This is a genomic window from Psychrobacter sp. UBA3480 (assembly GCF_002377945.1).
Lineage (GTDB): Bacteria > Pseudomonadota > Gammaproteobacteria > Pseudomonadales > Moraxellaceae > Psychrobacter.
Genome location: NZ_DFQV01000002.1, coordinates 16,846 through 41,424, shown reverse-complemented (window position 1 = coordinate 41,424; position 24,579 = coordinate 16,846). Strand labels below are relative to the sequence as shown.

The 24,579-nt window shown below is 41.8% G+C and carries 29 protein-coding genes; 18 read left to right on the top strand and 11 right to left on the bottom strand.

Features of this window, described 5'->3' with window-relative positions; translation table 11 throughout:
- The first annotated feature begins 57 nt into the window (after positions 1-57).
- Together B2863_RS00690 and B2863_RS00685 are read left to right on the top strand one after the other, a co-directional pair.
- A complete protein-coding gene (locus tag B2863_RS00690; RefSeq protein WP_296206807.1) occupies positions 58-996 on the top strand; it encodes a LysR family transcriptional regulator in 939 nt (312 codons plus the stop codon).
- A gap of 531 nt (positions 997-1,527) precedes the next feature.
- A complete protein-coding gene (locus B2863_RS00685) occupies positions 1,528-2,424 on the top strand; it encodes a 3-hydroxyacyl-CoA dehydrogenase (protein ID WP_101205846.1) in 897 nt (298 codons plus the stop codon).
- Positions 2,425-2,588: 164 nt separating this feature from the next.
- Here B2863_RS00685 and B2863_RS00680 read toward each other — a convergent pair whose 3' ends face one another.
- Together B2863_RS00680 and B2863_RS00675 are read right to left on the bottom strand one after the other, a co-directional pair.
- Positions 2,589-2,834: a hypothetical protein gene (locus B2863_RS00680; RefSeq protein WP_057760113.1), complete on the bottom strand. Its 246-nt coding sequence runs from the start codon at positions 2,832-2,834 to the stop codon at positions 2,589-2,591.
- A gap of 255 nt (positions 2,835-3,089) precedes the next feature.
- Positions 3,090-3,341 (bottom strand): hypothetical protein, encoded by a 252-nt coding sequence (locus B2863_RS00675; protein WP_201569055.1) that lies wholly within the window; start codon positions 3,339-3,341, stop codon positions 3,090-3,092.
- Positions 3,342-3,705: 364 nt separating this feature from the next.
- Between B2863_RS00675 and pqqA the strand changes: the two genes are divergently transcribed.
- The 6 genes from pqqA to B2863_RS00645 all read left to right on the top strand — a co-directional run bounded on the left by pqqA (position 3,706) and on the right by B2863_RS00645 (position 8,078).
- On the top strand, positions 3,706-3,780 hold the full coding sequence (gene pqqA, locus B2863_RS00670) for a pyrroloquinoline quinone precursor peptide PqqA (RefSeq protein WP_082894360.1): 75 nt from the start codon (positions 3,706-3,708) through the stop codon (positions 3,778-3,780).
- A 71-nt stretch (positions 3,781-3,851) separates the two neighbouring features.
- Positions 3,852-4,763 carry a pyrroloquinoline quinone biosynthesis protein PqqB gene (gene pqqB, locus B2863_RS00665; protein ID WP_296206806.1) on the top strand — a complete coding sequence of 304 codons (912 nt, stop codon included), beginning with the start codon at positions 3,852-3,854 and terminating at the stop codon, positions 4,761-4,763.
- Between the two features lie 42 nt (positions 4,764-4,805).
- The gene (pqqC, locus tag B2863_RS00660) at positions 4,806-5,564 is read left to right on the top strand and encodes a pyrroloquinoline-quinone synthase PqqC (RefSeq protein ID WP_102078380.1); all 759 of its coding nucleotides are present in this window, start codon (positions 4,806-4,808) and stop codon (positions 5,562-5,564) included.
- On the top strand, positions 5,561-5,857 hold the full coding sequence (pqqD, locus tag B2863_RS00655) for a pyrroloquinoline quinone biosynthesis peptide chaperone PqqD (RefSeq protein WP_057760106.1): 297 nt from the start codon (positions 5,561-5,563) through the stop codon (positions 5,855-5,857). The genes pqqC and pqqD overlap by 4 nt, the downstream gene beginning before the upstream one ends.
- Positions 5,854-7,026 carry a pyrroloquinoline quinone biosynthesis protein PqqE gene (gene pqqE / locus B2863_RS00650; protein WP_296206805.1) on the top strand — a complete coding sequence of 391 codons (1,173 nt, stop codon included), beginning with the start codon at positions 5,854-5,856 and terminating at the stop codon, positions 7,024-7,026. The genes pqqD and pqqE overlap by 4 nt, the downstream gene beginning before the upstream one ends.
- Complete coding sequence (locus B2863_RS00645) at positions 7,023-8,078, top strand: dipeptidase (protein WP_296206804.1); 1,056 nt, start codon at positions 7,023-7,025, stop codon at positions 8,076-8,078. Before pqqE ends, B2863_RS00645 begins: the two co-directional genes overlap by 4 nt.
- Positions 8,079-8,210: 132 nt before the next feature.
- Here the strand turns inward: B2863_RS00645 and B2863_RS00640 are convergent, their stop codons facing one another.
- A complete protein-coding gene (locus B2863_RS00640) occupies positions 8,211-9,125 on the bottom strand; it encodes a LysR family transcriptional regulator (protein ID WP_296206803.1) in 915 nt (304 codons plus the stop codon).
- A 175-nt stretch (positions 9,126-9,300) separates the two neighbouring features.
- Here B2863_RS00640 and B2863_RS00635 point away from each other — a divergent pair, with 175 nt between their 5' ends.
- The 3 genes from B2863_RS00635 (at position 9,301) to B2863_RS00625 (ending at position 12,065) form a co-directional block, all read left to right on the top strand.
- Positions 9,301-10,275 (top strand): hypothetical protein, encoded by a 975-nt coding sequence (locus B2863_RS00635; RefSeq protein ID WP_296206802.1) that lies wholly within the window; start codon positions 9,301-9,303, stop codon positions 10,273-10,275.
- 304 nt (positions 10,276-10,579) lie between these two features.
- Positions 10,580-11,236, top strand: coding sequence for an oxygen-insensitive NAD(P)H nitroreductase (gene nfsB / locus B2863_RS00630; protein WP_296206801.1), 657 nt, complete (start codon positions 10,580-10,582; stop codon positions 11,234-11,236).
- A 439-nt stretch (positions 11,237-11,675) separates the two neighbouring features.
- Complete coding sequence (locus tag B2863_RS00625; RefSeq protein ID WP_296206800.1) at positions 11,676-12,065, top strand: nuclear transport factor 2 family protein; 390 nt, start codon at positions 11,676-11,678, stop codon at positions 12,063-12,065.
- 176 nt (positions 12,066-12,241) lie between these two features.
- Here B2863_RS00625 and B2863_RS00620 read toward each other — a convergent pair whose 3' ends face one another.
- Positions 12,242-13,135 carry a LysR family transcriptional regulator gene (locus B2863_RS00620; RefSeq protein ID WP_296206799.1) on the bottom strand — a complete coding sequence of 298 codons (894 nt, stop codon included), beginning with the start codon at positions 13,133-13,135 and terminating at the stop codon, positions 12,242-12,244.
- A 147-nt stretch (positions 13,136-13,282) separates the two neighbouring features.
- On the opposite strand from B2863_RS00620, the gene B2863_RS00615 reads away from it, so the two are divergent.
- Both B2863_RS00615 and B2863_RS00610 read left to right on the top strand, forming a co-directional pair.
- Entirely contained in the window at positions 13,283-14,158 is an 876-nt protein-coding gene (locus B2863_RS00615; RefSeq protein WP_296206798.1) for an MBL fold metallo-hydrolase, read from the top strand.
- Positions 14,159-14,358: 200 nt separating this feature from the next.
- Positions 14,359-14,904 carry a GNAT family N-acetyltransferase gene (locus B2863_RS00610; RefSeq protein WP_296206797.1) on the top strand — a complete coding sequence of 182 codons (546 nt, stop codon included), beginning with the start codon at positions 14,359-14,361 and terminating at the stop codon, positions 14,902-14,904.
- Between the two features lie 54 nt (positions 14,905-14,958).
- Here B2863_RS00610 and B2863_RS00605 read toward each other — a convergent pair whose 3' ends face one another.
- Entirely contained in the window at positions 14,959-15,828 is an 870-nt protein-coding gene (locus B2863_RS00605; RefSeq protein ID WP_296206796.1) for a DMT family transporter, read from the bottom strand.
- Positions 15,829-15,959: 131 nt separating this feature from the next.
- On the opposite strand from B2863_RS00605, the gene B2863_RS00600 reads away from it, so the two are divergent.
- A complete protein-coding gene (locus B2863_RS00600; RefSeq protein ID WP_296206795.1) occupies positions 15,960-16,850 on the top strand; it encodes a LysR family transcriptional regulator in 891 nt (296 codons plus the stop codon).
- Positions 16,851-16,959: 109 nt separating this feature from the next.
- Positions 16,960-17,706, top strand: coding sequence for a carbon-nitrogen hydrolase family protein (locus B2863_RS00595; protein ID WP_296206794.1), 747 nt, complete (start codon positions 16,960-16,962; stop codon positions 17,704-17,706).
- A 171-nt stretch (positions 17,707-17,877) separates the two neighbouring features.
- Here the strand turns inward: B2863_RS00595 and B2863_RS00590 are convergent, their stop codons facing one another.
- Both B2863_RS00590 and B2863_RS00585 read right to left on the bottom strand, forming a co-directional pair.
- A complete protein-coding gene (locus tag B2863_RS00590) occupies positions 17,878-18,465 on the bottom strand; it encodes a 2-hydroxychromene-2-carboxylate isomerase (protein ID WP_296206793.1) in 588 nt (195 codons plus the stop codon).
- Between the two features lie 64 nt (positions 18,466-18,529).
- On the bottom strand, positions 18,530-19,258 hold the full coding sequence (locus B2863_RS00585; RefSeq protein ID WP_296206792.1) for an SDR family oxidoreductase: 729 nt from the start codon (positions 19,256-19,258) through the stop codon (positions 18,530-18,532).
- A gap of 102 nt (positions 19,259-19,360) precedes the next feature.
- On the opposite strand from B2863_RS00585, the gene B2863_RS00580 reads away from it, so the two are divergent.
- Together B2863_RS00580 and B2863_RS14655 are read left to right on the top strand one after the other, a co-directional pair.
- Positions 19,361-19,834 (top strand): winged helix-turn-helix transcriptional regulator, encoded by a 474-nt coding sequence (locus B2863_RS00580; protein WP_296206791.1) that lies wholly within the window; start codon positions 19,361-19,363, stop codon positions 19,832-19,834.
- Between the two features lie 94 nt (positions 19,835-19,928).
- A complete protein-coding gene (locus tag B2863_RS14655) occupies positions 19,929-20,081 on the top strand; it encodes a zinc-binding dehydrogenase (RefSeq protein ID WP_414706854.1) in 153 nt (50 codons plus the stop codon).
- A 166-nt stretch (positions 20,082-20,247) separates the two neighbouring features.
- On the opposite strand, the gene B2863_RS00575 is transcribed toward B2863_RS14655, so the two are convergent.
- The 3 genes from B2863_RS00575 to B2863_RS00565 form a co-directional block, all read right to left on the bottom strand.
- Positions 20,248-20,553: a putative quinol monooxygenase gene (locus tag B2863_RS00575; protein WP_201569072.1), complete on the bottom strand. Its 306-nt coding sequence runs from the start codon at positions 20,551-20,553 to the stop codon at positions 20,248-20,250.
- 99 nt (positions 20,554-20,652) lie between these two features.
- The gene (locus B2863_RS00570) at positions 20,653-21,702 is read right to left on the bottom strand and encodes a zinc-binding alcohol dehydrogenase family protein (protein WP_057762481.1); all 1,050 of its coding nucleotides are present in this window, start codon (positions 21,700-21,702) and stop codon (positions 20,653-20,655) included.
- Between the two features lie 126 nt (positions 21,703-21,828).
- Complete coding sequence (locus tag B2863_RS00565; protein WP_296206790.1) at positions 21,829-22,692, bottom strand: SDR family NAD(P)-dependent oxidoreductase; 864 nt, start codon at positions 22,690-22,692, stop codon at positions 21,829-21,831.
- A 454-nt stretch (positions 22,693-23,146) separates the two neighbouring features.
- Here B2863_RS00565 and B2863_RS00560 point away from each other — a divergent pair, with 454 nt between their 5' ends.
- Positions 23,147-23,452: a LysR substrate-binding domain-containing protein gene (locus B2863_RS00560; protein ID WP_296206789.1), complete on the top strand. Its 306-nt coding sequence runs from the start codon at positions 23,147-23,149 to the stop codon at positions 23,450-23,452.
- Positions 23,453-23,640: 188 nt separating this feature from the next.
- On the opposite strand, the gene B2863_RS00555 is transcribed toward B2863_RS00560, so the two are convergent.
- Complete coding sequence (locus B2863_RS00555; RefSeq protein WP_296206788.1) at positions 23,641-24,579, bottom strand: response regulator; 939 nt, start codon at positions 24,577-24,579, stop codon at positions 23,641-23,643.

The window sequence follows — 24,579 nt, the reverse complement described above, 5'->3', positions numbered from 1 at the left end:
GTTTTTGGAATATTAAATTCTTGCAACCCGATGACAACCATCATATGCTACCAACTCATGAATAAAAACAGAGGTTTGTTCATACTTATTATGAAAGATTTCGATTATTTAGCGTTAAGCGGACAGCACTTGTTGGTATTCACCACCTTGCACGAGGTCGGCACAGTGACTAAAACTGCCGAACAACTGGATCTGACACAATCGACCATTAGCCATAGTTTGGAAAAACTAAGGCTAATATTTGACGATGAGTTGTTTGTGCGTTCGGGTAGAAGCGTGATGCCGACCCAAAAAAGCGAATATTTATATCAAGAAATTAAACCGTTGTTGGTTCGACTAGATGAGTTAACGCAGACCCAAGAGTTTAAGCCAAAGCTGGCTCATTTTGATTACACGATTTTGGCAAATGATTATCAGGTGGGTGTGTTTTTAACACAGGCAATGCAACAAATTAGCGCACAAGTGGCCTCATTTCGCTTAAATATATTGCCTTCTCGCAAGCCTAATATTGAGCAACTTCGGCAACATAATGTTGATGTGGCTTTTTCCCCCTTTGCCCCTGATCACAATGACATTATGAGCGTACGCTTATTTGACGACGTGGCACGGTGTTATTACGATCCTGCGTACCGCTCACCTCCAGTAACCGAGCAAGATTTTGATAACGCTCGCTACGTGGGGCTAAGCTTTACCAAAGGCGCGTCTGCCAGTCAAACGGATAAACGTATTATCCAAGCGATAGATGCCAATACCGTCATACGCACCAATAGTTTTGCGACGATGGCAACGTTCGTTAAAGGGTCAGAATTAATAGCGATTGTCCCCAGTAAATTGAATACATTGGGATTTGAACATCTAGACAGCGTGGCATTACCTTATCAACCCACACCGATTACCATGCGGATGCTGTGGCACAAAAAATATCAAAAAGACCCTAAGCATCAGTGGTTTAGGGAACAGGTTATCGCGTCTACTGATATTTTTAGAACGTACTAGGGCGTGTCCTCATTTTAAAAATGATGATAAAAATGAGATAAATTGCAGTCAAACAAGGAAAATAGCGAAGATAATATCGAGATATTAGTCAGCTATTTGACGCCGTTTGGCAAGATTTAGCTATTTTTAACCCATTTAGATGACTATCGATTGAATTGAGGACACGCCCTAGAGTCTGTTGAGTATTCCTACATCACTGCTTATATCCTCCTTTACAATCTCGTCGACAATATTTTGACATCAACAGTCATTAAAAATGTCGTTATGATATTAAATTAGCCTTCAGTTATCATAAAATCATTAGGTATGAAGCTAGCAATACAGTCAGCAAGTTATTGAATTATTTAATAATATAATAAGTCAAGTAGTATGAAATTATTTGATACTTGCATAGCGATATTTTTGGGTTTTCTTTAATGTTTTTATAAAAATGAAGGTTGAATAATAAGGTAAAACCATCTAATAATAGATCTATAAGTTCTAGACATTTATCTAGCAACTTATATCCACTACTATTAGGAAATAAATACAATGACGTATAAAAATGTAACTGTCGCTGGAAGCGGCATCCTAGGCTATCAAATTGCTTTTCAGGCCGCATTTCATGGTTTTAATGTTAGTGTCTATGACATCAATGATGAGGTTTTAGAAAAAGCAAAATCAAAATTTCAATTGATGTGTAAAGCTTTTCGAAAGGATTTGAGGGCAACTCAAGAGCAGTTGGATAAGGCTTTTGATAATCTCAGCTACACCTCAGACTTAGCAGAAGCAGTCAAAGATGCTGACCTAATGATTGAGGCCATACCCGAAATTCCTGAAATTAAAATCGAATTTTATGAAAAACTTGCCAAACTAGCGCCAGAGAAAACCATCTTTGCGACCAATACCTCAACCTTACTTCCTAGTCAGTTTGCAGAATCAACAGGACGACCTGCGCAGTTTTTAGCGCTACACTTTGCCAATAAAATTTGGATGCATAATGTCGCCGAAATCATGGGACATCCTGGCACAGATCCTAACGTATTTGATGAGGTTGTTGCTTTTGCTACTGCCATCGGTATGGTGGCAATGCCGCTGGATAAAGAGCAACCCGGCTATATCATGAACAGTTTGTTGGCGCCTTTTATAGATGCAGCTTTGCAATTGGTTGCAAAAGAGGTTGCCGATCCACATACGATAGATAAAACGTGGATGATAGTAACTGGCGCGCCGTCAGGCCCCTTTGCCATATTGGACACTATCGGTATCAACACTGCCTACAACATCACAAAACTATCTGCTGAAAAAACTCAAAATCCTGTGAGATTCAAGGCTGCTCAATATTTAAAAGAGCAATTAATCGATCAAAACAAACTAGGATTCGCGACTGGTGAAGGATTTTATACATATCCAAACCCAGCCTTTATGCGCCCTGAATTTTTAAAATAATAAATAGCTTTCAAAATGGCTCTAAAACACAAAAGGCCATTCAAGCTGTATATTGCATCGCTTGAATGGCCTTGTCAGTCGCGCATTTTATCTAACTAAATATCTTAATATTAGGATTTACTTTCGGCGATAACTATTCAAACCTATCTAAGTTATGTTGTTCACTAAAGAGAAAAGTCATATCGCGTCAATGCAATTATTTCAATTGGCACTGCATACTTCCAAGGCATACCGCCCGTACAATAGAACTGGCCATCTTCAAAAGCCACAATGCGAGATGTGAAGTCATTACCTACCTGATCTTCTAGAGCATTCTCATCACTCTCATCACTTACAGCACACCATATATTTTTATGACCGTCCTCAAGCATTGAACGAGTCAATTCGCTTCCAACAATTACCGTATCCATGTTGTTACTCCTATTCAATGACAATGATTAGTAAGCTAAACAAGCGGTTTTGTAACAGCAATCACTTGAGCATCTTCGAACCTGTTTTATCTATCGTTGCAAAATATTGATGGTTAGACAGATGAGCTTATAAATAGATAGTACAGATGTATTGTCAGCTAGAACAAGAAGTTGTAGACAGATGGTAGATTTTCATGCATAGGCTGTAAAACTAATCTGTATGTAGAACGCAACAGTCATTATATTGATAATGAGTTATAGCCCTACATCATCATGAGTAAGTGCCACTCTCTTTACTGAGACAGCGTACTCCCATAGATCACCTTTATCACAAACGAACTGGTCGTTATTAAAGGCTACAATAGGAACCAATAATTCGTAGTAACCATTATCTATGGTTGCTACAGCATAATCATCGCTAACGTTGCTGACAGCACACCATACATAGTTGCTGACATTTTCCAAGATTGCTTTGGTTAACTCACTGCCTTGTAATTCAGCAATCATCTTCAGGCTCCAGTATCTATCAAGTTAATCTATTACTTTATAGATAAATTCGGTTTTTGCAATATATCTGTATAACTCATAAGTTCTCGAAATACGCTTAACTCACTTCGAGCAGATTTTTTATAGTTAGAATTTATACTCAAACTATTCAAAGATATTTTTAATCTTATGCTCGATATACTGTCTTTTCGGTATGATAAATCGGCTTGCATTTGTGCTATAAAAGACTGCTTGAACGATGCCCGTTAACGCTTTACTAACATCTAAGAAATTGACAGCGGGGGGCAGCTTATACTACCCTTTATCACTCATTCACTTTATTAATCTTACTTCTTAAATAGTAAGATCGTTCCGGAGTAATCCCATGCAGTGGACCAAACCAGCTTTTCAAGACATTCGTATCGGTTTCGAAGTGACTATGTATTTCGAAGCACGCTAAAACTTATTAGCACTCAATCCATTAAAAGCCCTAGATGATTAGGGCTTTTATTTTTTTGGAAATATTGATTTATGTATATTCACGTTTTAGGCTCAGCTGCTGGTGGCGGTTTCCCGCAGTGGAACTGTAACTGCGATAATTGCCACGGTGTGCGTCAAGGCACGATTCAGGCAAAAACCCGCACCCAATCTTCGATAGCCATATCAGAAAATGGTGTGGATTGGATCTTATTCAACGCATCCCCTGATATCCGCCAACAATTATTTGAGTTCAAGGCGGCACAGCCAGCACTTCAATTGAGAGATACAGGTATCACCAATGTAGTCTTAATGGACAGTCAACTTGACCATACGACGGGGCTATTGACCCTGCGTGAAGGTTGTCCAATTCCTGTTTGGTGTACTGACATGGTCTATCAAGATCTAACAACAGGATTTCCTCTCTTTAATATGTTAAAGCACTGGAATGGCGGCTTGCAATATAATCAAATTGATCCAGAAAAGACGTTTAAGATTGAAAGATTTGACAATTTAGAATTGACGCCTTTAGTGATTAGAAGCTCTGCACCGCCCTACTCTCCGCACCGCAACGACCCGCATGATGGCGACAATATTGCCCTGATTGTAAAAGACTTAAAAACACAAAAACAACTATTTTATGCGCCAGGTCTCGGTAAAATTGACGAGCAAGTGATGCAGATTATGAAAAGCTCTGATTGCGTAATGATTGACGGTACGCTCTGGACTGACAATGAAATGCAAGAATGCGGCGTCGGTACGAAGACCGGCCAAGACATGGGGCATTTACATATTAGTGGTGAAGATGGCTCGCTGCATTATCTAGATCAGCTCGATAACGCTCGTAAGGTGCTGATCCATATCAATAACACCAACCCGATATTGAATGAACAGTCTGAACAGGCTGCGACATTAAAACAACATGGTGTTGAAGTAGCATTTGATGGTATGCAGATTGAGCTTTAAGACAAACGGTAAGGCAAAGATAGCAATCGTAAGGTGAGAACAATGCAAGAAGAAAACACAGCGCTAAGCCCAGAAGCGTTTGAACAAGCGATTATGGCTAAGGGTCAGTATTATCATATTTACCATCCTTTTCATATCATGATGCATGAAGGCAAAGCGACACAGCAGCAAATCCAAGCGTGGGTCGCCAATCGATTTTATTACCAAATCAATATCCCGCTAAAAGACGCGGCAATCATGGCGAACTGCCCTGATCAACGCGTGCGTCAAGAGTGGATCCAGCGCATGATTGATCAAGATGGCGTCTATCCTGATGGGGGTGGTCGCGAAGCGTGGCTCGGTCTGGCAGAAGCGGTTGGTTTGACCCGTGAGCAGGTGATCTCTGAAGAGCTAGTCCTACCAGGTGTACGTTTTGCCGTCGATGCTTATGTGAACTTTGCACGGCGTACCTCATGGCGAGAAGCCGCTAGTAGCTCACTGACAGAGCTGTTTGCTCCGCAGATTCACCAGTCGCGTTTAGAGTCCTGGCCCAAGCACTACCCTTGGATAAAGGAGCAAGGGTACACTTACTTCCGCTCGCGCTTGAGTCAAGCTCGCCGCGATGTTGAGCATGGTCTGACCATCACACTCGACTCGTTCAAAACAGCCGAGCAACAAGAGCGTATGCTAGAGATATTGCAGTTTAAGCTCGATATCTTATGGACGATCTTGGATGCCTTGAGCCTAGCCTATGTGCATAATCAAGCTCCTTACCAAAGCGTTACCACTGACAATGTCTGGCATAAAGGATTGTTCAAATGAGTATACCTGCTAGTTTACCTGAGCTGGATCAATCCATCGTACCGGTATGGCGTCACGGCTATCGTTTTCAGTTTGAGCCTGCGCAAAATGCGTATGTCTTGCTCTACCCTGAAGGTATGATCAAATTAAATGACAGTGCCAGCATCATTGGGCAACATATTGATGGTCAAGCGTCCATTGCTGATATTATCCAAAAGGTGCAAGCTATGTTTGGTGATATTCCCGAAATCGAGCAAGACATCATCGAATATATGCTGGTCGCCCAGCGTGAACATTGGATTGACTTAGTATGACTGCGCCAGTCGGGCTACCGCTATGGCTGCTTGCTGAGCTAACCTATCGCTGCCCCTTACAATGCCCTTATTGCTCAAACCCTATTGACTATGCTCAGTATAAAGATGAGCTAACGACGCAAGAATGGTTTGATGTCTTTGATCAGGCGCGGCAAATGGGTGCGGTGCAGCTTGGTTTTTCTGGCGGTGAACCACTGGTTCGTCAAGACCTAGAGGAGCTGGTCGCTTATGCACACAATCAAGGTTTTTATACCAATTTAATCACGTCAGGTATGGGATTGACTGAGGCTAGAATTGCGCGCTTAAAAGAAGCAGGTCTTCAGCATATTCAAATTAGCTTTCAAGCCAGTGATCCAACGGTCAACGATGCCTTGGCAGGTTCAAAACATGCCTTTGAGCAAAAGTATGAGATGTCACGTCTGGTCAAACAGTACGATTACCCGATGGTACTTAACTTTGTGATTCATCGGCAGAACATTGATCAGATTGATCAGATTATTGATCTTTGCTTAGAGCTAAAAGCCGACACGGTTGAGCTGGCTATTTGTCAGTTTTATGGTTGGGCGTTTGAGAACATAGAGGGTTTACTACCAACCAAAGCGCAAGTGATCCGAGCTGAACGCATTACCAATGAATACCGTAAGCAGATTGAAGAACGTGGTATCAAATGCAAACTTATTTTTGTGGTGCCAGACTATTACGAAGAACGTCCAAAGCCCTGTATGGATGGCTGGGGCAAGATTTTCTTAACAGTGGCACCAGACGGTACAGCCCTACCTTGCCATGCTGCCAGACAAATGCCAATACAGTTTCCTAATGTACGACATACACCACTGTCAGACATTTGGTATGAATCTACGAGCTTCAATCAGTTTCGCGGTGATGACTGGATGCCCGACATCTGTCAAAGCTGCCCAGACAAAGAGCGCGATTATGGCGGCTGCCGTTGCCAAGCGTTTATGCTAACTGGGGATGCCAAAAACGCCGATCCTGTCTGTGACAAATCGCCTTATCACTACCTGATTGAGGAGGCACGTATCAACAGCGAGACGCCTGTACCTTTTGAAGAGTTGCGCTTTCGCAATCCAAAGAATTCTAAATCACTGAGTAACAAACAGCTGAATAAAGACAAATTGATTCCTACTCGTATGGTAACAGGTGAAATATGAATGCTAATACTAAGCCTGTCATATTTGATGGACATAACGATCTGTTGACCCGCCTTTGGCTAAGTTCAGCTGCCGATCCGGTACATGACTTTATTTATGGCACGCTACCAGGGCATTTGGACTTACAACGTTGCAAAGACGCGAACTGGATGGGCGGATTATTTTCTATATTTTTACCACCCTATGCTTATGTGAAAAACAACCATCCTGAAAAACTATCTGACCCCTCAAATTCGGATTTTACTCCGCAAGAAATCGTCGATATCTGCTGCACACAATTGAAACTAGCCCAGCAACTAGAGGCAAGATCTGACGGTCAGATTCAGATCTGCACCTCATTAAAACAAATCCAAGCCTGTCAGCAGAATAAGCAACTGGCCATTGTATTGCATTTGGAAGGTGCTGAGTTTTTAGCCATACAGCCTGACCTGCTTGATATGTTTTATGAGGCAGGCCTCAGAAGCATTGGCCCACTGTGGAATAGAAAGAGTCTCTTCGGTGATGGCTTAAATGCGTCTTTTCCGCATTCTCCCGATACAGGATCTGGGCTCACGACTCAAGGTAAAGACCTCATTCTTAAGTGCAGTGAAAAGCATATGCTGATAGATGTGTCGCATATGAATGAGCGTGCTTTTTGGGATACGCTAGAGATTGCCTGCCAGCCTATTGTTGCGACACACTCCAATTCGCACGCTCTATGTCAGCAAGCACGGAACTTAACTGATCAGCAGCTGGCTGCTATTAAACAAAGCGATGGTTTGGTTGGAGTGAATTTCGATGTGGCGTTTCTTCGTGCAGATGGACAACGTAATACGCAAACCTCGCTTGATGTGATTGTCGATCATCTTGATTATCTGATCGACCATCTAGGCGAAGATCACGTTGGGTTTGGCTCTGATTTCGATGGTTGCCTCCTACCTGATGAGTTATTTGATATCAGTCAAATCTCTATGTTGATTGAGCGAATGCAGCAACGCCATTTCTCTGATCAACTTATTGAAAAGGTGACGTCAAAAAACTGGTTTACGGTGTTTGATAAGGTATGGCAATAGTCATAATAATCATTAATTAACCACTGTCTAGGGATTGTTGTTTTGCTCGTCTGATTAAACATACCTCATGTAAAGAATTTAAATGTTAACTATCTTACAACTGATCAAACAGGGTAATCATTAGTTCTCGTTTTACCTTAACACCTGCTCTACTCGTTCAATCAAGTATTCTTTGACCGCATTAAACAATGGATCGATTAAGCGCCGTTCTGGACAAATCAAATACAGCGGATAGTTGGCCACTTGCCAGCCGTCCAACTCTACCTCGACAAGTCTCTCTGCCTTTAAATCGCCGGCTATATCTAACTGAGACTTTAATGCGATGCCTTTACCCGCCACTGCCCAGCGGCGTACAACGTCACCGTCTTTACTTCTGCGATTGCCATCCACGGCCACACGTTTAGTCTTGCCCTCTTTTTCAAAAGTCCACTCGCTCAAATATTTTTCATCATGCCCTAAACGTAAGCAATTATGCTGCGACAAATCTTCCGGCATTTTTGGGATACCGATATCCTTATCAATTTTGCTCAAATACTCCTTTGACGCACACAGTATAGGGCGATTATTCAACACTATGGGTAGTGCAACCAGTGATGAATCTTTGGGTGCGCCGTAACGTAGTGCCAAATCAATCTGCTGACCGTACAAGTCCACATAGCTGTCTGACATATGTAGCTGCACCGTCACTTTTGGGTGAATGTCTATAAAATCGTCCAGCCAAGGCAAAATTAGGTTTCGTCCCAAATCTGATGATGCCGACAGTCGAATGGTACCCGTCAGCTCGGCATCATTGTCATGTAGTCCTGCATAAGCATTGTCTAAGATAGCCACCGCATCTCGGCAATGCTTTAAGTACTGCTCACCCTTGCTAGTTAGACGCAGCCTACGAGTAGAGCGAACAAATAATACCGTCTCAATTTCGGCTTCTAATCGCTTGACCGCTGCACTCACAACTGCAGGCGACAGATCTAAGTGCCGAGCACAGGCAGATAGGCTGCCTAAGCGAGCGGTCTCAATAAAAATACGTAAATCCTGCAAATTTTTCATCGTCATGCCTTCGTTCAATTAGCGTCTAACTTAGCAACCACCATCGCTTGCTGCTGCTAGCCTCATTATTATATAAAAATTATTGAAACTGTTTCTCTAAACCTGCTGATTATCAAAATCATTAATTATAGTAGCATGCATCTATAAGGTTTACTCACACATTTGGAGATACACGATGGATACTATAATACGGCCTACAAGCACACAGGATACTCAACACCATAGCGACCATGATGGAGATAATCAACAGAGCGCACTACAGCAAGCACGCAACTTACCACTACCTTCAAAATCAGACATTCTTAGACGTGCACCATCGGTAGAGCATTTCTGGCATCAAAACAGCCAGTTATTAGAGCAAGCATGGGCAGAGTGGGAAACCACTGAGCAGGACTTGCCTGTACTTGATGACTCATTATTTGATCCAACTCTACGTGATGCAGTGACGCAAGCATGGCGCGCTCCTTCTACGGAGACGGCTGTTAAAAATTTATGGCAAGAGATACTACCTGACGTATATCAGGGGCAACTCTTTGACCCAACACAACTATCAACGCTGCGCCATTATCTGCAAGCAATCGCAGACGCTAACATTCCCATACGTCCTCCTTACGGTATTGCCTTGAACAGTAATGGGGCCATGCTAGATGCGCGCTCGCTAGGCTATTTGGCCACCCCTAATTTTCAGGCGTTTTATCATAAAGTCATGAATCAATATATGCGCCCTATCGCTCGGTTGTTATTTGCCAATATTTATGGCTATGACACTCAGACCTTTGGGTTCTCGATTCAATACCAGCCGACAGGTGATACATCGCTACAACTTCATACCGATGCTTCAGCGGTGACTATGAATATTAACCTAAATCTGCCAGGCGAAGACTTTACTGGATCAGAAGTTGACTTTGTTGATCGCCATTTAGGGCAAACCAAACGTGCCATCTTTAAACCTGGCATGGCGATTATTCATAGAGGCTCGGTGCCGCACGCCGCACATCCAATCACTAGTGGCAAACGTACCAATATGGTGCTTTGGCTGTATGGCGATAATATGCAAGTACCACAAGGAGTTGGGCTTAATAGTCATATTGATGCCAATCAACGTTGGACTGCTACGCACAGTCAGCCTGATAATTTCGCGCCGTTTTAAGATGAGCTTATGCGTTTAATGGATTTATCAATTGATAAAGCACCTTCATTATACGTCCTAATATAGCTAATAAATAACCTTTAGATAGATTAAAAACGCCGTATTCTCAAAATAATATTGAAAGTGTTTTCTCTTGTAGCTAGTGGTTCTAATGTATGAACTTTACTATTATGAGTCATCGCTAGGACGGGCTAATCATTCAACTTATCTATGCAAGAATAAGGATTGAGTAGAACCGTTTGTTAAATCCGTTTGTATTACCAGCTGACTAAAAAACTGAAACTTACTTTACTTAAGGACAATCATGAAAACCATCAATGAAGCACTAAACTGGCGTTACAGCACCAAAGTATTTGATGCCAATAAAAAGATATCTGCTGAAGATTTTGAACAGATCAAAGACATGCTACAAATGAGTCCATCAAGTACCAATATTCAACCATGGAACTTTGTCATTGCAGATGATGACGCAGGCAAAGCACGCATTGCCAAAAGCACGCAAGGTGCCTTTCATTTTAATACACCTAAAGTCATAGATGCCTCACACGTGGTGGTTTTCTGTACTCGTATTCATGCGGATGATGACTACTTGCAGGCTGTACTTGAAAAAGAAGATCAAGATGGTCGTTATGCACAGTCAGAATTCAAAGCACAGATGCATCAAGGTCGCCAATTGTTCTTAGATATGCATCGATTCGATACCAAAGATGAGCCACATTGGCTTGCCAAACAGGTATATCTCAACATGGGCGGGGTACTATTGGGCAGCGCGCTTTTGGGTATTGATACCGTCCCTATGGAAGGCGTTGATTTACAGGCGCTTGATACAGAGTTCGACTTACGTAGCAAAGGATATTCTGCCGTAGCAGTGGTATCGTTTGGCTACCGCAGCGATGATGACTTTAATGCCAAAATACCTAAATCACGCTTGAGTGAAGAGACTATTTTTATTAAGGCTTAAGCAATCATTAGGGTCTGTTGATCATTCAAATGTGGTGCTGGCAGTCACTATTTTTTAGACAATATGCAGTGAAATTTTTGACGCCTAGTCATTCTAGGTTAAACAATTTCGCCATATATTGGCAGAAAATAGTACTGCCCTGAAAGGCTGATGCTAAAATCACCCCGAACGTTGTTGCAATCCTAGTTAAGGTCTCGACATTATCGTCGGCTTGCGCCTAATTTGGTGCAATTTTAGCAATCAGCAGCCCTAATATTTGAATGTTCAACAGACCCTAAGCGAAGTCTAAACATTATCAAATGGTCAATAAGCATAATTTTAGCGTTGCTATTGGCCGTTTGAGTTTCTGCTATAGATTTTCTGACGTTTTTTAATAATATTTCTTATTAATTTACTGTATTGCTTTTAAAATAAACATAAATAATAACTGGAGCCGACGATGAATTTGGCAAACAATAAAAAGAATGCTATCGCGTTCTATCAGACCGCTCACGAGGGTAATCCACAAAAGGCCGTCGCTGATTATGTGGGCGATGATTATATTCAACACAATCCTGCCGTAGTCGATGGTAAATCAGGATTTATTGAATACTTTGAACGGATGCAAGCACAGTATCCGAATAAGTCAATTGAGTTTGTACGTTGTATCGCTGAAGATGACTTAGTCTCATTGCATACCCATCAAGTCTGGCATAACGAAGATAAAACCATCGATGAGTTCGTGACGATGGATTTCTTTCGATTTGATGATAGTGGGAAAATTGTTGAGCATTGGGACTCTATCCAGCAAATACCTAAAGATTCTGCTAATGATCAAACTATGTATTAGTTCATATATATATATATATAGAAGCGATACCTCCTTTTATGCGTAATCAGACTATGCATAATCTACGCCTTTAATCCTCAATCATAGTAGTAATAAATACCTATTGGCTAATGTTAACATTAGAGCCGTCGTAAGATATTTCCTATCTATTAATATCCTAGTTTATGAGTTTCTTGCTACCAATAAGGCGAACGCTTTATTTCTTCGGCGAGAAAATCAATAAACTTTCTTTGTAGTGGTGTCACCTGCTTTCGATTGGCATAAACCACATAAACACCCAAAGTTTTGGGTTTCCATTCAGGCAATAACTCAATAAGTTGTCCAGATGCAATCAAAGACTTGACTGCGCCAGATGGCTGTAAGCTGATCCCGTGTCCACGCAACGTGGCAGAGAGCAAGACTTCAGAGATATTGGCGCTGATATTGCCAGAGATAGGAACAGACTCTGGACCATTTGGCCCGTCAAACACCCATGCCGACCGTCCAAAATACGCAAACGATAGACAGTTGTGATGTACAAGCGATTGTACATCTACAGGTCTGCCACGCTTTTGTAAATACTCAGGTGCAGCGCATACGATAGAGTGGCACTCACCGATACGTCTGGCAACGACATTTGGTTCCAAGTCATTGGTGATACGAATCGCCAAGTCAATACGGGCATCAACTAAATTGACCGAATCATCAGTGGTAAGAATATCAATCGCTGTTTGCGGCCAGTGAGAAACAAAGCGACCAACCACATCCATCAAAAGGCTATCAATCAGCGAAAAGCTGGCCGTGATTCGCAGCTGACCTTTTAGCTCCAAAGTGTTTTGATTGCGTATCTGATCCAACGAGTCGGTCAATCCAAGCAACTGATACGCTACCTCAAGGGTCTGCTCACCAGGTGCAGTGAGGCTTAGACTTCTGGTTGTGCGATGTAATAAGCGCATATCCATCCAGCTCTCAAGCTCTGTCAGATAGCGCGTTACCTTAGCTCTAGACATGTCTAAATTGTCTGCGGCACGGCTCAAGCTACCTTGCTCAACGATCGTAACAAACACCTGTAACGCGGTCAGCCTATCCATTTATCTATCCTTATTTGCGCGAAAACTGAAACAGTAAATACCGAATTATAGCGTATTTAAACGAAATACAATCGAATAGAATAGCTACTAACAACGAATGCCGCCCTTAACGCGGTCTATTTACTCAAATGAAAATACAGGTGGATTATGAAAAAATTAATGACAGCTTCTATGGCGGCCAGTGTGCTACTGCTCGCAACCCAAACAAACGCAGCCGATCTAAAACTGCAAGCATATAAACCAGATCAAAATGCTATTTTCCCAGTGACCTCTGTGCTGGCAAGTGGCGAGAAAGATGCTATCTTGTTCGATGCACAGTTTAGTGTCAAAGATGGTGAAGCATTGGTTGATATGATCAAAAAAAGTAATAAAGACCTTAAAATGATTTATATCACGGCAGGCGATCCAGATTACTATTTCGGTCTTCAGCCTTTAGTCAAGGCCTTCCCTGATGTAAAGGTTATGTCTAGCCCTTCTATTATTGAACACATTGAGGCGACTAAAGATGCAAAATTAAAGCATTGGGGTCCAATCCTTGGTAAACATGCGCCTACCAAGATCACAGTACCGCAAACACTTGATCAGTCTACACTGACCTTAGAAGGTCACAAAATTGAAATCAAGGAGATGGGAACTCATCAAGCATATATGTGGGTACCAGAGTCAAAAACTGTGTTCGGCGGTGTGTCGGTAACATCAGGTATGCATGTGTGGACTGCTGATACCCAAACTAAAGAAGCTCGTAGCGCTTGGATGCAATCGTTAGAACAAATGAAGCAATTAAAGCCAAACCTTGTGATACCAGGTCACTATTCGGGCAACCTACTCAAAAAAGACTATGCTGTTGATTTCACTCTCAGTTATCTAAAAACCTTTGAGCAAGCACTGGATGAGGCAAAAAAGCAAAACTCTAAGCAGTCAGAAAAAGTAATTTCTACCATGGAAGTAGCTTACCCCGCGTTATCTGGGGATACTAGTTTACAAATAGGCAGTAAAGTAAATACAGGTGAACTGAAGTGGTAAATGCGGACTATTAGATAAAAATATCATTATTTGATAAGTCTATTAGCGAAATACGAGTTCAAAATGCTAGCGTATGAATGCTTGGTTAATCAGCATACGCTAGCACTTTTAATGATAAATGAGAGTGACTAATGACAATATAATATCGTCGTGCTACGCCTGAAGACTTTACAGCCATTGTCGACCTTTTTGTCGTCAATATGAATTTGAGTGTATTTACTAGCGCCACAGATAAGCGGGCTCTAAAGCAACTGGCTACCCTATTTCTAGCTAAAGACTGTCATCATGCTACTTTTATACAAGTTGCAGAATATGGTGACATTATTTGCGGTGTGGTGATAGGGGTCACTAAAGAAGATCCACATAAAGCTTTATTATTCGATAATAAGCCCATTATTGATCAGATAGAAAACAAGCTGCGTTTATCTGATCAAGGTCGAAAGGTATTAAGTGATTTACAGAAAAAAGAGACAGCTGGTGCGAAACGAAATAAAGTCAATTTTGATAGCGAATTGCAGTTCTTCTGTGTAGATCCAGACTATCGTCGCCACCGTATTGGAGCGACGTTGAATCAAGCATTTGAGACTTATCTCGTGGCACAGGGTGCAGTCACGTATGCATTACATACAGACACTTTATGTACTTATCAGTACTACGATAATAATGGCTATCAACGTGTTGATGAGTATCCCAACCATCTAAACCCGCAGATAATGCACTTCACCTACATCAAACTCTTGTCTTAACACGTTTATAGAGACAATCATCCATGATGACCAAAAAAATACAATCTAAAAGCTCTATAAGGCTGTTCTTTTATATTTAATAGACTCAAGCGTGGCGAGCCAAATTAAAGGTAAGACAATAAGAGCCGAACCTATCAAAAGACTGATATCAGGTATTTCATCAAACCATACGATGCCGATAACCACTGCTCCTAACAGACCGGTATATTCTGCACTAGATATTTTATGTGCTTCAACCGCTCGGTAGACCAGTACGCAGATACCCGCATAGATCAAAATAAACAAATTTGAGCCTGCTGCTATCCATAGCGCGTACCAACTCAAAGGGGCATTTTCCCAAATAGCCAAACCAAGCCCCAACGGCATTCCGACTAAATTGGTCAAAAACAAGGTCTGAGCAACGGTGTGATTCGAAGGCAATTTACGCACTAGTAGGTTGTTTGTCGCCATGGTTAAGGCCACGATCAGCGCAAATATAGCACCCATATTAATTTGTGTTGGTTTTACCACGACAAGAATACCTATGAAACCTAGTATTGCCACAACGATGCTTGGTGCTGTAAGTCTGTCTTTATAAAACAAAAATCCTAACGGTAACATCATCAAAGGAGCGGTATAAAAAATAGCATTCACCGTTGCCAGCGGTAGCGCTTGAATGGACAACACCATAAATACCGCACCAAATAACCAAATATGACCCCGTACAAAATGCCATTTTATATTACTAATCAACTTGGCTTTTTGGTTAAATAAACAAAACGGTAGCAGCATTAAGATGGCTGTTAGCTGACGCAATAGCACAAACTGATAGACCACTGCGCCATCTGGTAACTCTTTTATCAGCGCATCTGAAAGGACGGCAATCATGTTTCCTGCAACCAATAGTATCATTGCAAACCCAACACTCATCTTCGGCATTATCATGCTTATACCTATCTCAAAATACATAAAATTTTAAATTAAGCCATTTAATCTAATGGTCAGATAAATAGTATATTCGCGTATACTCATGACGTATAATGATATAAAAACGTTTATTATTAGTTGAACTCATAATGAAACTTCCTCCATTACGTGCCATACAATGCTTTGAATCTGTAGCAAGGCTTAATAGTTTTTCTAAGGCAGCAGAAAGCCTCAACGTGACGCAAAGTGCCGTGAGTCATCAGGTTCGAACGCTTGAAGAATATCTTGGTGAAGCGTTGTTTTATAGGCAGGGCCGAACCCTTTCTTTAACAGATATAGGCGAGCGTTATTTCACAGAAGTAAATCAATCGCTGACGGCTCTGTCCAATACCAGTCAGGCCATTCGAAATGACCAGCCTGGGCATATTCGCCTAGCACTGTATAGTTCAGTGGCTGTCAATTGGTTGATTCCTCGGTTAGAAAACTTCCGCGAACAGCACCCAGAGATTGAGCTGACCTTAAATATGGTGACAGACCAAGACGACTATAACGAGCAGTGTTCGGATTGCTTTATTACCGTCAATCCACCGAAACGCAATGTAGTCAGCAAGCTTTTATTCGCTGAGAAGCTATTTCCTGTCTGTGGCCAAAAACTTTGGGCAGAAATAAAGGATCAGCCATTGCCTGAGGCGTTATGGCAACACCCTATACTGTCCGTAAAATATTCTGACAAAAGTGAAGGTACAGCTAATGATTGGCTAAAATGGTGTAAAGCAGGCGGGTTTGAGCTGCCAAACGAGGTAAAGATTAATCAATTTAGCCATGTACTGCTTGCCGCACAGGCTGCACGTTATAACTTAGGTATTACGCTTACCGACAACTATATGATGCTAGAACAAACCCATCAGCAAAATCTTGTCAAAATCCCAATGCATGAATTACTCACTGGCGACAGTTTCTATTTCTTTTATAATGACTTAAAGTCAAATCAACCAGACATCATTAAATTGAGTCGTTGGTTAGAGTCACAATGTCTTTAAAAGTGTTTTAAATAAGTGTTTCTAAAGACCGTCATTAACGAGTATTACCTATAATTGCGACCATAAACACTGTGAAAGTATCAACCCCCTACGATAAAGAGCAAGACCTATGCAAATAATCCTCAATCAAATGGATATTACCGATTATCAAGTATCAGTAAATGCTGCTGCGATATTAAAATCAATCCATGATCATCAAGTTTGTAATGGCTTTATGATTTTTCCAGAACTTGCTTTGACTGGCTTTCCGACGCTAGACAATATTGCAGCGTTGTATCATCAATCAACAGAGCACTTTCACAGCATATTGGAAGCAAGCAAAAATACAGATTTAACCATCATTATTGGACATATTGACAAACAGGATCAACTTTTCTATAACGCATGTTCTTTTATAAAAAACGGCAAAATCATTCATAAACACCGAAAGTCAAAGCTTTGGCTTGATGATGTTGGGGTATTTACCAGTGGAGAAGACTTGTCAGTGGTTAGCATTGATGATGTGGTTTGCGGCGCTCAAATTTGTGTTGAGCTAGAGTTTCCAGAAGGCTCAAGAGCACTGGCAAAAAAAGGCGCACAGATCATATTTATGCCAAACGGCAATATGTCTCCTTATGCAAATACCCACTATGTATTGACTCAAGCTCGGGCTATAGAGAACCAATGTTTTGTGATTACCTGCAATGGTGTCGGCGTCGGTCATGGCGGTCAGTTTGTAGGAGAGAGCCTAATCGTCTCTCCTACAGGACGAATTATCAAAAAACTTGGTTCGTCGCCAGATATAGTAACAGTAAATATAGATTTAGAGGAACTAGAGCAGTCTAAGCAAAACTATCAATATATAGACTTGTCTTAATGTAACCATAGAGCTTAATCATTAAACTGAGTGGCAAGGTTATTTTCTGGAGAAAACACAGTGAAGAAAAATCACGGTTACTTATCGCGGCTGATGTCTGGTGGCTTGAGAGCCGATGGATTATCGTTGAGCTAGTACAGCGCAGTCTATATATCCTATGACTTACTATTCTCAGTCTCTCAAAGCATCTTCAACAAAGCTCAAACGGTCTTGACCAAAAAACATCTCACCATTTACAAAGAAACTTGGTGCTCCAAACACCCCTCGTGCTACTGCTTCTTCAGTACTAGATTTTAAACGCGCCTTAACCTCAGGCTCACTAATACATGCCATAAAATCAGTCGCCTCAATGCCTACTTTCGACAGAACTTCAGCCACAACTTCTGGTGATTCCATATTTAACTTTTCAGCCCATAGCGCATTGAAGATAGCGGATAAATAACTCTCAAATTTAGATGTCCCCAGATAAGCGGTAACACCGCGCATAAGCTGCATCGTATTGACTGGGAAAAATGGATTGAAGCGAAAAGGCACGTCATAGATAGCTGAAAAACGCTTAAGGTCTTTGAGCATATAAGCGCCTTTAGCAGGTACGGCAGCTGGTGAGGTGTTACCAACGGCTTGAAACACTGCACCAAGTAACATAGGACGCCAAACGACCTCGGCATTGTGACGCTGCGCGATACTCGCTAACTGTGTCCATGCCAAGTAACTGGCTGGGCTACCCACATCAAAGAAAAACTCTACTTGTTTACGCATCTTTGCATTCCTTGCAATATATTAAAAATCCATTAAAATTTTGACGGTTATTAACTAGATAGGATTAAAAAGTTTCCATCCATGGGCGTAAATCCAGCTCATGCGTCCAGCTATCTCTTGGCTGACAGTGCAACTGCCAATACTGCTCAGCGATATGTTCTGGATTTAAGATACCGTCTTGGTCTTTGAGCTCATAGCGCTCAGGAAAGTTGTCACGAATAAAATCAGTGTCAATGGCACCGTCAATGATAGGATGTGCGACATGTATGCCTTTTGGCCCCAACTCGCGTGCCATGCTTTGTGCCAATGCCCGCAGAGCAAACTTAGCGCTAGCAAAAGCCGAAAAACCTTTACTACCGCGTAAAGACGCTGTTGCACCCGTAAAAATAATTGTCCCCCTCTCACGTGGAATCATGACTTTTGCCGCTTCTCTACCTGTCAAAAATCCAGCCAAGGCACCCATCTCCCACACTTTTCGATAGACCCTTTCTGTCGTATCTAAGATGGAGAAATGAACGTTTGCCCCGATGTTAAACACTACTACTTCAATCGGCCCAATGTCTTTTTCAATATGAGCAAACAGCTCAACCATCTCTTGCTCGACACGTGCATCACAACCAAATGGCTTGACTACTCCCCCAGCCGCTTCGATATCACTGACTAATGTCTCTAGCTTCTCAACAGTCCTTCTGGTCACGCACAAAGTAAAACCTTCTCGCGCAAAACGTCTGGCAACAGCGCTGCCAGTGGCATCGCCTGCGCCGATTACAACTGCTACGGGTGCTCTGTTCATATCTATTTCCTTATAGGTTCCTTTTTAGAACTAACAAAAACATAGCTTTATTTTTGGACCCTGTCAAGCTAACCTATAGCTTAAAGATAAAGGAGATAACCTATGCGCTGGGATGAACTGGACCAACAGTCTTGCTCGGTGGCTCGCACTTTAGCAGTCATTGGTGATCGTTGGACGCTCATGATTTTACGCGATTGTTTTTTGGGAGTCAGACGATTCGACGTATTTGAGCAACGCTTGGGCATTACACGCCATGTCCTATCTAACCGTCTTCGCAAGCTGGTTGAATACGATATTTTAAAAAAAGTCGCCTATCAACAGCGGCCGCTACGTGAGGAATATAGACTGACAGAGTGTGGATTAGATTTGCACTCGGTCGTACTGGCATTGGTCAGTTGGGGTGATAAATACATGGCTGATGAACGCGGGGCACCGCTGTTGCATAGACACAAGGCATGTGGTCACATTATGCATCCTGTGACAGTATGCTCCGAGTGCGCTGAGGCCGTTACTGCACGTGATGTTGAGGTTGAGATAGGACCCAAATGGATCGGTAATGATGAAGTGATTATTTAATATAGTAGCGGTTTATGAATCACTGGAGCTAGATATCAGAACACTTTATTTAAAAGACTTGACCTTTTACGGTTGTACTGTACTTCAGCCTAAAGTGTTCCAAAACCTCGTTAACTGTATCGAACAACGTAAAATAAATCCAATCGTGGCGTGTACCTTTCCATTAAAAGAGATACATACTGCTCAAGCGGTTTTCTTAGAAAAGAAACATGTCGGTAAAATCGTTTTGAAAGTTGCTCAAGAATAATTATCGATCAATAGCAAATAAATAACGTATAAATGATTTTGAATATTTTATTCAAAGCCATTTATATCTAAATCAATAAACGCTGTTTTGAAACATGAAAGTCAATCTTATCAGTCATGGCTTTCAACCATTCATTTTATCGTCAGCAGCAGAATATAGATCAAACCTATGAGATAACTGTCATTTCAGTAACGACAAATTCATCGACCATCCCATCTGTTACTTGTACATAGTTTTGAAAATGCGGGCTTTGTACATGTTGCTGAAGACACTCGTTGTTTTCCCAGATCTCATAAACCACGAAACCGTTACTATTTGCATTTTCCTGATGCAAGTCATATTGGATACAACCTTGATCATCTTGTGATGCTGCTGTCAGTTTAAGCAGCTCAGTTTTGACTTGTTCAACGTGCTCAGGTTTGGCTTTGATAGTGGCGACGATGGTAAGTGGTTTGTTTGCTTGCGTGCTCATCTATTTATCCTATGTTTATTATTATCATTGATTTAAATAGGTCCAACGTGTCTGCTAAAAGCGTCACATTGGACCTATTAATCTAAATGGGGTTATGCGTTATGCAGACCAGCCTTCTAATACAATCTTGCCATGCGCTTGCTGTTTTTCTAGCATTTGGTGCGCACTACGTAGATGTTCAGCGGTGATAGCCCCAAGATTGTGAGCGACCGTGGTTTTGATCTCGCCTGCATCAATCAATTTTGCCACTGCATTTAATAAATGATGCTGTTCAATCATGTCTGGCGTATTGAACATTGAGCGTGCAAACATAAACTCCCAATGCAGGCTTAAGCTTTTGGTTTTAAGAGGGTTGGCATCTAGTGATTTTGGATCATCAATCAGTCCAAGCTTACCCTGCGGCTTTAAGCATTTAATGATTTCTTCATAATGATCTTCAGTGTTATTGAGACTCACCACGTAATCTACTTCAGCAATACCTGTTTTTTGTAGCTCATCAGACAATGGGTTGCGGTGATTGATAACATGATCAGCACCCAAATCTTTGAGCCACTGCACGCTCTCATCTCTCGAAGCTGTACCGATAATCGTGGCAGACGTTCTTGTCTTTAATAACTGAGTTAAGATAGATCCAACACCGCCCGCTGCGCCAATGACCAATACTGAGACGTTATTAGCATCCTCGCTACTATCGCTGTCATTTGCTGCGCTATCAGAGACAGGCACTTGTAGACGGTCAAATAACATCTCCCAAGCCGTAATCGTTGTGAGTGGTAATGCCGCTGCCTCAGCGAAAGACAAAGAGGCTGGCATGTGCCCAACAATACGCTCATCGACCAACTGATATTCAGCATTGCTGCCTGAACGGGTTAAATCTCCAGCATAATAGACGTTGTCGCCTACTGAGAATAAACTGACGTCTTCACCGACAGCCGTCACAGTACCGGCAGCATCCCAACCAATAACAGCATACTCACCCTCTGCGGCAGGTCGCCCTTCACGGATTTTATAATCTACAGGATTGACTGATATGGCTTTTACTTCTACGAGAATATCGCGGCCTGAAGCAATTGGCTTATCAAGGGTTATGTCTTGTAGCGATTGTTCATTATCGATAGGTAGATTGTTTTGATAACCAATGGCTTTGATAGTTTGCATAATATTGTGTCCTGTTTTTAATGAGAAAGTTTTTAATAATAAAATTTGAAAATATAGTTAGTAATGGTTCAAATGTTTGAAATTCATTAATGCTGCTAAATATAAATCTTATGCATCTTATGCAAAAATTGACTGCAATACTGTCTGAGTCTGCTGCTCAAGCTCTGCAATGGCTGCTGTGTTTAGGGCATCAGCATGTGGTCGACCAAACGCCCCTCTTGCATCGCCATGTGCGCCATCTGTTATATCGTTATCAAAGTATTTACCAGTATCATCAGCGAACTCATCCGAGATGGCCAACTCCGTTAGGATATTTGCGCCTTTGTCTGCTGATGACCAATGCTGACCATACGCTTCGTTGGCCATTTTTGTGTTCAGTAGCGAGCCTGGATTGACGGCGATGACATTGATATCGTTGCTAGCGACGGTGTCAGCTAATGCCATACTCCACATCGTGAGTGCCAGCTTACTTTGGGCATAAGCATCCTTATCATCGAGGCGGGTCTGGCCTGCAAGTGCTTGATAAGATATTGACGCTTGCGCAGCTGAGCTTAAGTTCACGATACGCGCTTTATCAGACTGCTTTAGCAAAGGTAATAAAGCATTGGTCAGCTCATAAGGCGCTAGATAATTGACTACGAAACGTACATCCAAACCGTCTTTAGTCAATGCTGATGCCGTGGTATAAATCCCTGCGTTATTTATGAGCACATCAAGCTTGGGCAGTTTTTCATTGACGTCTGCTGCCATCTTTAGCACATCCGTTAGATCAGAAAAATCAGCCACAAACCCATCAATATTATCTACTGCTGCGCCTGTCGCGACTGCTCGAACTTCTGCAATGACGCTAGCAAGCTTGTCAGCATCGCGGCCATGCAAGTACACTTGGTGTCCAGCTTCTGCCAGTTTTAACGCTGCCAATTTGCCAATGCCATCTGTGCTGCCAGTAATTAAAATCGTTTTAGTGGTATTCAGAGTCATAAACCGCCCTTATTGTTTGAATTATTGTTTCAGTTTTGGATACCTGTTCTATTTTATCCGTCGTGATAGCATCCATTGTAATGAAAGTGTTGTGCTTCAAACAGTAGCCATCACCTAAAACACTTTCAATATAATTTTGAAAGTAGGTTGTTTTTAAGGGGTTATTTAGATCGATATCTAAGCGGTTGTTTGTTATATTTGAGACAATACAACCGTCCTGTTTAGTCTGATGTTTCTCAAACGAGGGCCTGTCCTCCATCAGCGTATCTCAATAGGACAAATTGTTCATCCGCTTGACGCGCAAGCTCCGCCTTACTAACAAGGGTGAGCAGCTTTTGCAGCACTGTAAGGATGCACTGGGCATCTTAGACAATGCCTATGTACTTAGAGAAGTTTGGTGAACCTAAGACACCCTCAGCATTGGCTGAACATAATTGTCTGTGTCTGGGACACAATGACAAATATTTTAGTCAATGAACGTTTGAAGGCTTGGACAAACAAACGAGCGCCGCTGTATCGGGCAAAAGATGGTGACGTGGTCAGGCGTTGGACAATAATGAGACATGGTGTTGCACTAGAATCTCGTTTGGACATTAGTTCTGATATAAAAGAAGGACAGCACATTGAAATTAAACTAGGGGGTTGGCAAGTTACCTCCTATCCACTATATTTGATCTTTCCTGAACGACGATTGCTTGACCCACTGTTCAATGCCGTAAAGGAATATTTAATCGACTGCGTGCAAAATGTTTTGGCTTGAATAGCGTTCGACCTTAAACAAAATACAGTCGACTCCTCTTAAAGAGCATACGGTTCTACTGGGATAAATATTGTGCAGCCTCTGTTATGCTTGCGAGCAGCCAATGAGAAAACTTATAACCATCAGCACATAGTAAAACCTACTAGCAAGATGATAATCATATGTATCACTTTTATGTTGGATTGACGTCACCTTCCAATACGCCAACCTCTAAATTTGGCAAAAAAACGGTTTATCTTGTCAGAAAAGTTCAACGTCTCTGATTCCGGCACTGCTTCAACATGATGGCGAGCTGCCAATATCGGCTGCTGTACCAATCTTTCGTGATGATCAAACGCGCGATCAAGACTGATACTCATCATAGAAAAATTGGTCGGTCGTGGTAGGCAGCGATATACCTGACCTTTATTAATCAAATCAATCACCATATGTGCATCTTTGAACTCGGTCAACATGAGCACCATCAGATCAGGCTGAATATTTTTTAGCGCATAAACAATGGGAGTGATATTTTCTTTATTGAGCGTCGAATCCGTAATAGTGACACCAAAGCGTTTTTTTTGTAATAAGCTTGCAGCCTGCTCAATATTGCTTGCCCAGCTCACGGTATAAGCACTCTTAAAATGACTTTTTATTTGCTGATAAACACTCTCATCATCATCTAACACCAATATACTACGCTTGCTATCAGTTCTGGCATGAATACGGTTTTGAATATCATGATTTTCAGTGACATTTTGGGTGATTTCTTGGGTTTTCTGAGCAATCTCTGTGGCTTTATTAACGGTTTTTTTGAGTTCATCATTTTGCCAAGGCTTTGTGATATAGCGATAAATCTCGCCTTCATTCACAGAATCAATCACCGCATTCAGATCTGCATACCCCGTCAATAAGATACGAATAGTGTTCGGGGATGCCGACTTGATATCACGCAACACTTCTGTACCTTGCTTGTCTGGCATGCGTTGATCGCTGACGACCACTTGTACCTCATTCGCGCTGATATATTCCATCAGCTCAGTAGCATCAGTAGTGATAAACACATCGTGTGACTGTCGGAAGTGCATTTTTAAACTGCGTAAAATGCGTGGTTCATCATCGATAAAGGCAATTTTTGGTTTTTGCAT

Coding starts and splice junctions, on each gene's coding strand:
- B2863_RS00560 (WP_296206789.1), top strand. CDS start 23,147: ATGACAAATATTTTAGTCAATGAACGTTTGAAGGCTTGGACAAACAAA.
- B2863_RS00690 (WP_296206807.1), top strand. CDS start 58: ATGAATAAAAACAGAGGTTTGTTCATACTTATTATGAAAGATTTCGAT.
- B2863_RS00580 (WP_296206791.1), top strand. CDS start 19,361: ATGCGCTGGGATGAACTGGACCAACAGTCTTGCTCGGTGGCTCGCACT.
- pqqE (WP_296206805.1), top strand. CDS start 5,854: ATGACTGCGCCAGTCGGGCTACCGCTATGGCTGCTTGCTGAGCTAACC.
- B2863_RS00600 (WP_296206795.1), top strand. CDS start 15,960: ATGAAACTTCCTCCATTACGTGCCATACAATGCTTTGAATCTGTAGCA.
- B2863_RS00555 (WP_296206788.1), bottom strand. CDS start 24,579: ATGCAAAAACCAAAAATTGCCTTTATCGATGATGAACCACGCATTTTA.
- B2863_RS00565 (WP_296206790.1), bottom strand. CDS start 22,692: ATGACTCTGAATACCACTAAAACGATTTTAATTACTGGCAGCACAGAT.
- B2863_RS00615 (WP_296206798.1), top strand. CDS start 13,283: ATGAAAAAATTAATGACAGCTTCTATGGCGGCCAGTGTGCTACTGCTC.
- B2863_RS00610 (WP_296206797.1), top strand. CDS start 14,359: ATGAATTTGAGTGTATTTACTAGCGCCACAGATAAGCGGGCTCTAAAG.
- B2863_RS00645 (WP_296206804.1), top strand. CDS start 7,023: ATGAATGCTAATACTAAGCCTGTCATATTTGATGGACATAACGATCTG.
- B2863_RS00595 (WP_296206794.1), top strand. CDS start 16,960: ATGCAAATAATCCTCAATCAAATGGATATTACCGATTATCAAGTATCA.
- B2863_RS00575 (WP_201569072.1), bottom strand. CDS start 20,553: ATGAGCACGCAAGCAAACAAACCACTTACCATCGTCGCCACTATCAAA.
- B2863_RS00680 (WP_057760113.1), bottom strand. CDS start 2,834: ATGGATACGGTAATTGTTGGAAGCGAATTGACTCGTTCAATGCTTGAG.
- B2863_RS00625 (WP_296206800.1), top strand. CDS start 11,676: ATGAATTTGGCAAACAATAAAAAGAATGCTATCGCGTTCTATCAGACC.
- B2863_RS00590 (WP_296206793.1), bottom strand. CDS start 18,465: ATGCGTAAACAAGTAGAGTTTTTCTTTGATGTGGGTAGCCCAGCCAGT.
- pqqB (WP_296206806.1), top strand. CDS start 3,852: ATGTATATTCACGTTTTAGGCTCAGCTGCTGGTGGCGGTTTCCCGCAG.
- B2863_RS00585 (WP_296206792.1), bottom strand. CDS start 19,258: ATGAACAGAGCACCCGTAGCAGTTGTAATCGGCGCAGGCGATGCCACT.
- nfsB (WP_296206801.1), top strand. CDS start 10,580: ATGAAAACCATCAATGAAGCACTAAACTGGCGTTACAGCACCAAAGTA.
- pqqC (WP_102078380.1), top strand. CDS start 4,806: ATGCAAGAAGAAAACACAGCGCTAAGCCCAGAAGCGTTTGAACAAGCG.
- B2863_RS00605 (WP_296206796.1), bottom strand. CDS start 15,828: ATGATAATGCCGAAGATGAGTGTTGGGTTTGCAATGATACTATTGGTT.
- B2863_RS00620 (WP_296206799.1), bottom strand. CDS start 13,135: ATGGATAGGCTGACCGCGTTACAGGTGTTTGTTACGATCGTTGAGCAA.
- pqqD (WP_057760106.1), top strand. CDS start 5,561: ATGAGTATACCTGCTAGTTTACCTGAGCTGGATCAATCCATCGTACCG.
- B2863_RS00675 (WP_201569055.1), bottom strand. CDS start 3,341: ATGATTGCTGAATTACAAGGCAGTGAGTTAACCAAAGCAATCTTGGAA.
- B2863_RS00640 (WP_296206803.1), bottom strand. CDS start 9,125: ATGAAAAATTTGCAGGATTTACGTATTTTTATTGAGACCGCTCGCTTA.
- B2863_RS00635 (WP_296206802.1), top strand. CDS start 9,301: ATGGATACTATAATACGGCCTACAAGCACACAGGATACTCAACACCAT.
- B2863_RS00685 (WP_101205846.1), top strand. CDS start 1,528: ATGACGTATAAAAATGTAACTGTCGCTGGAAGCGGCATCCTAGGCTAT.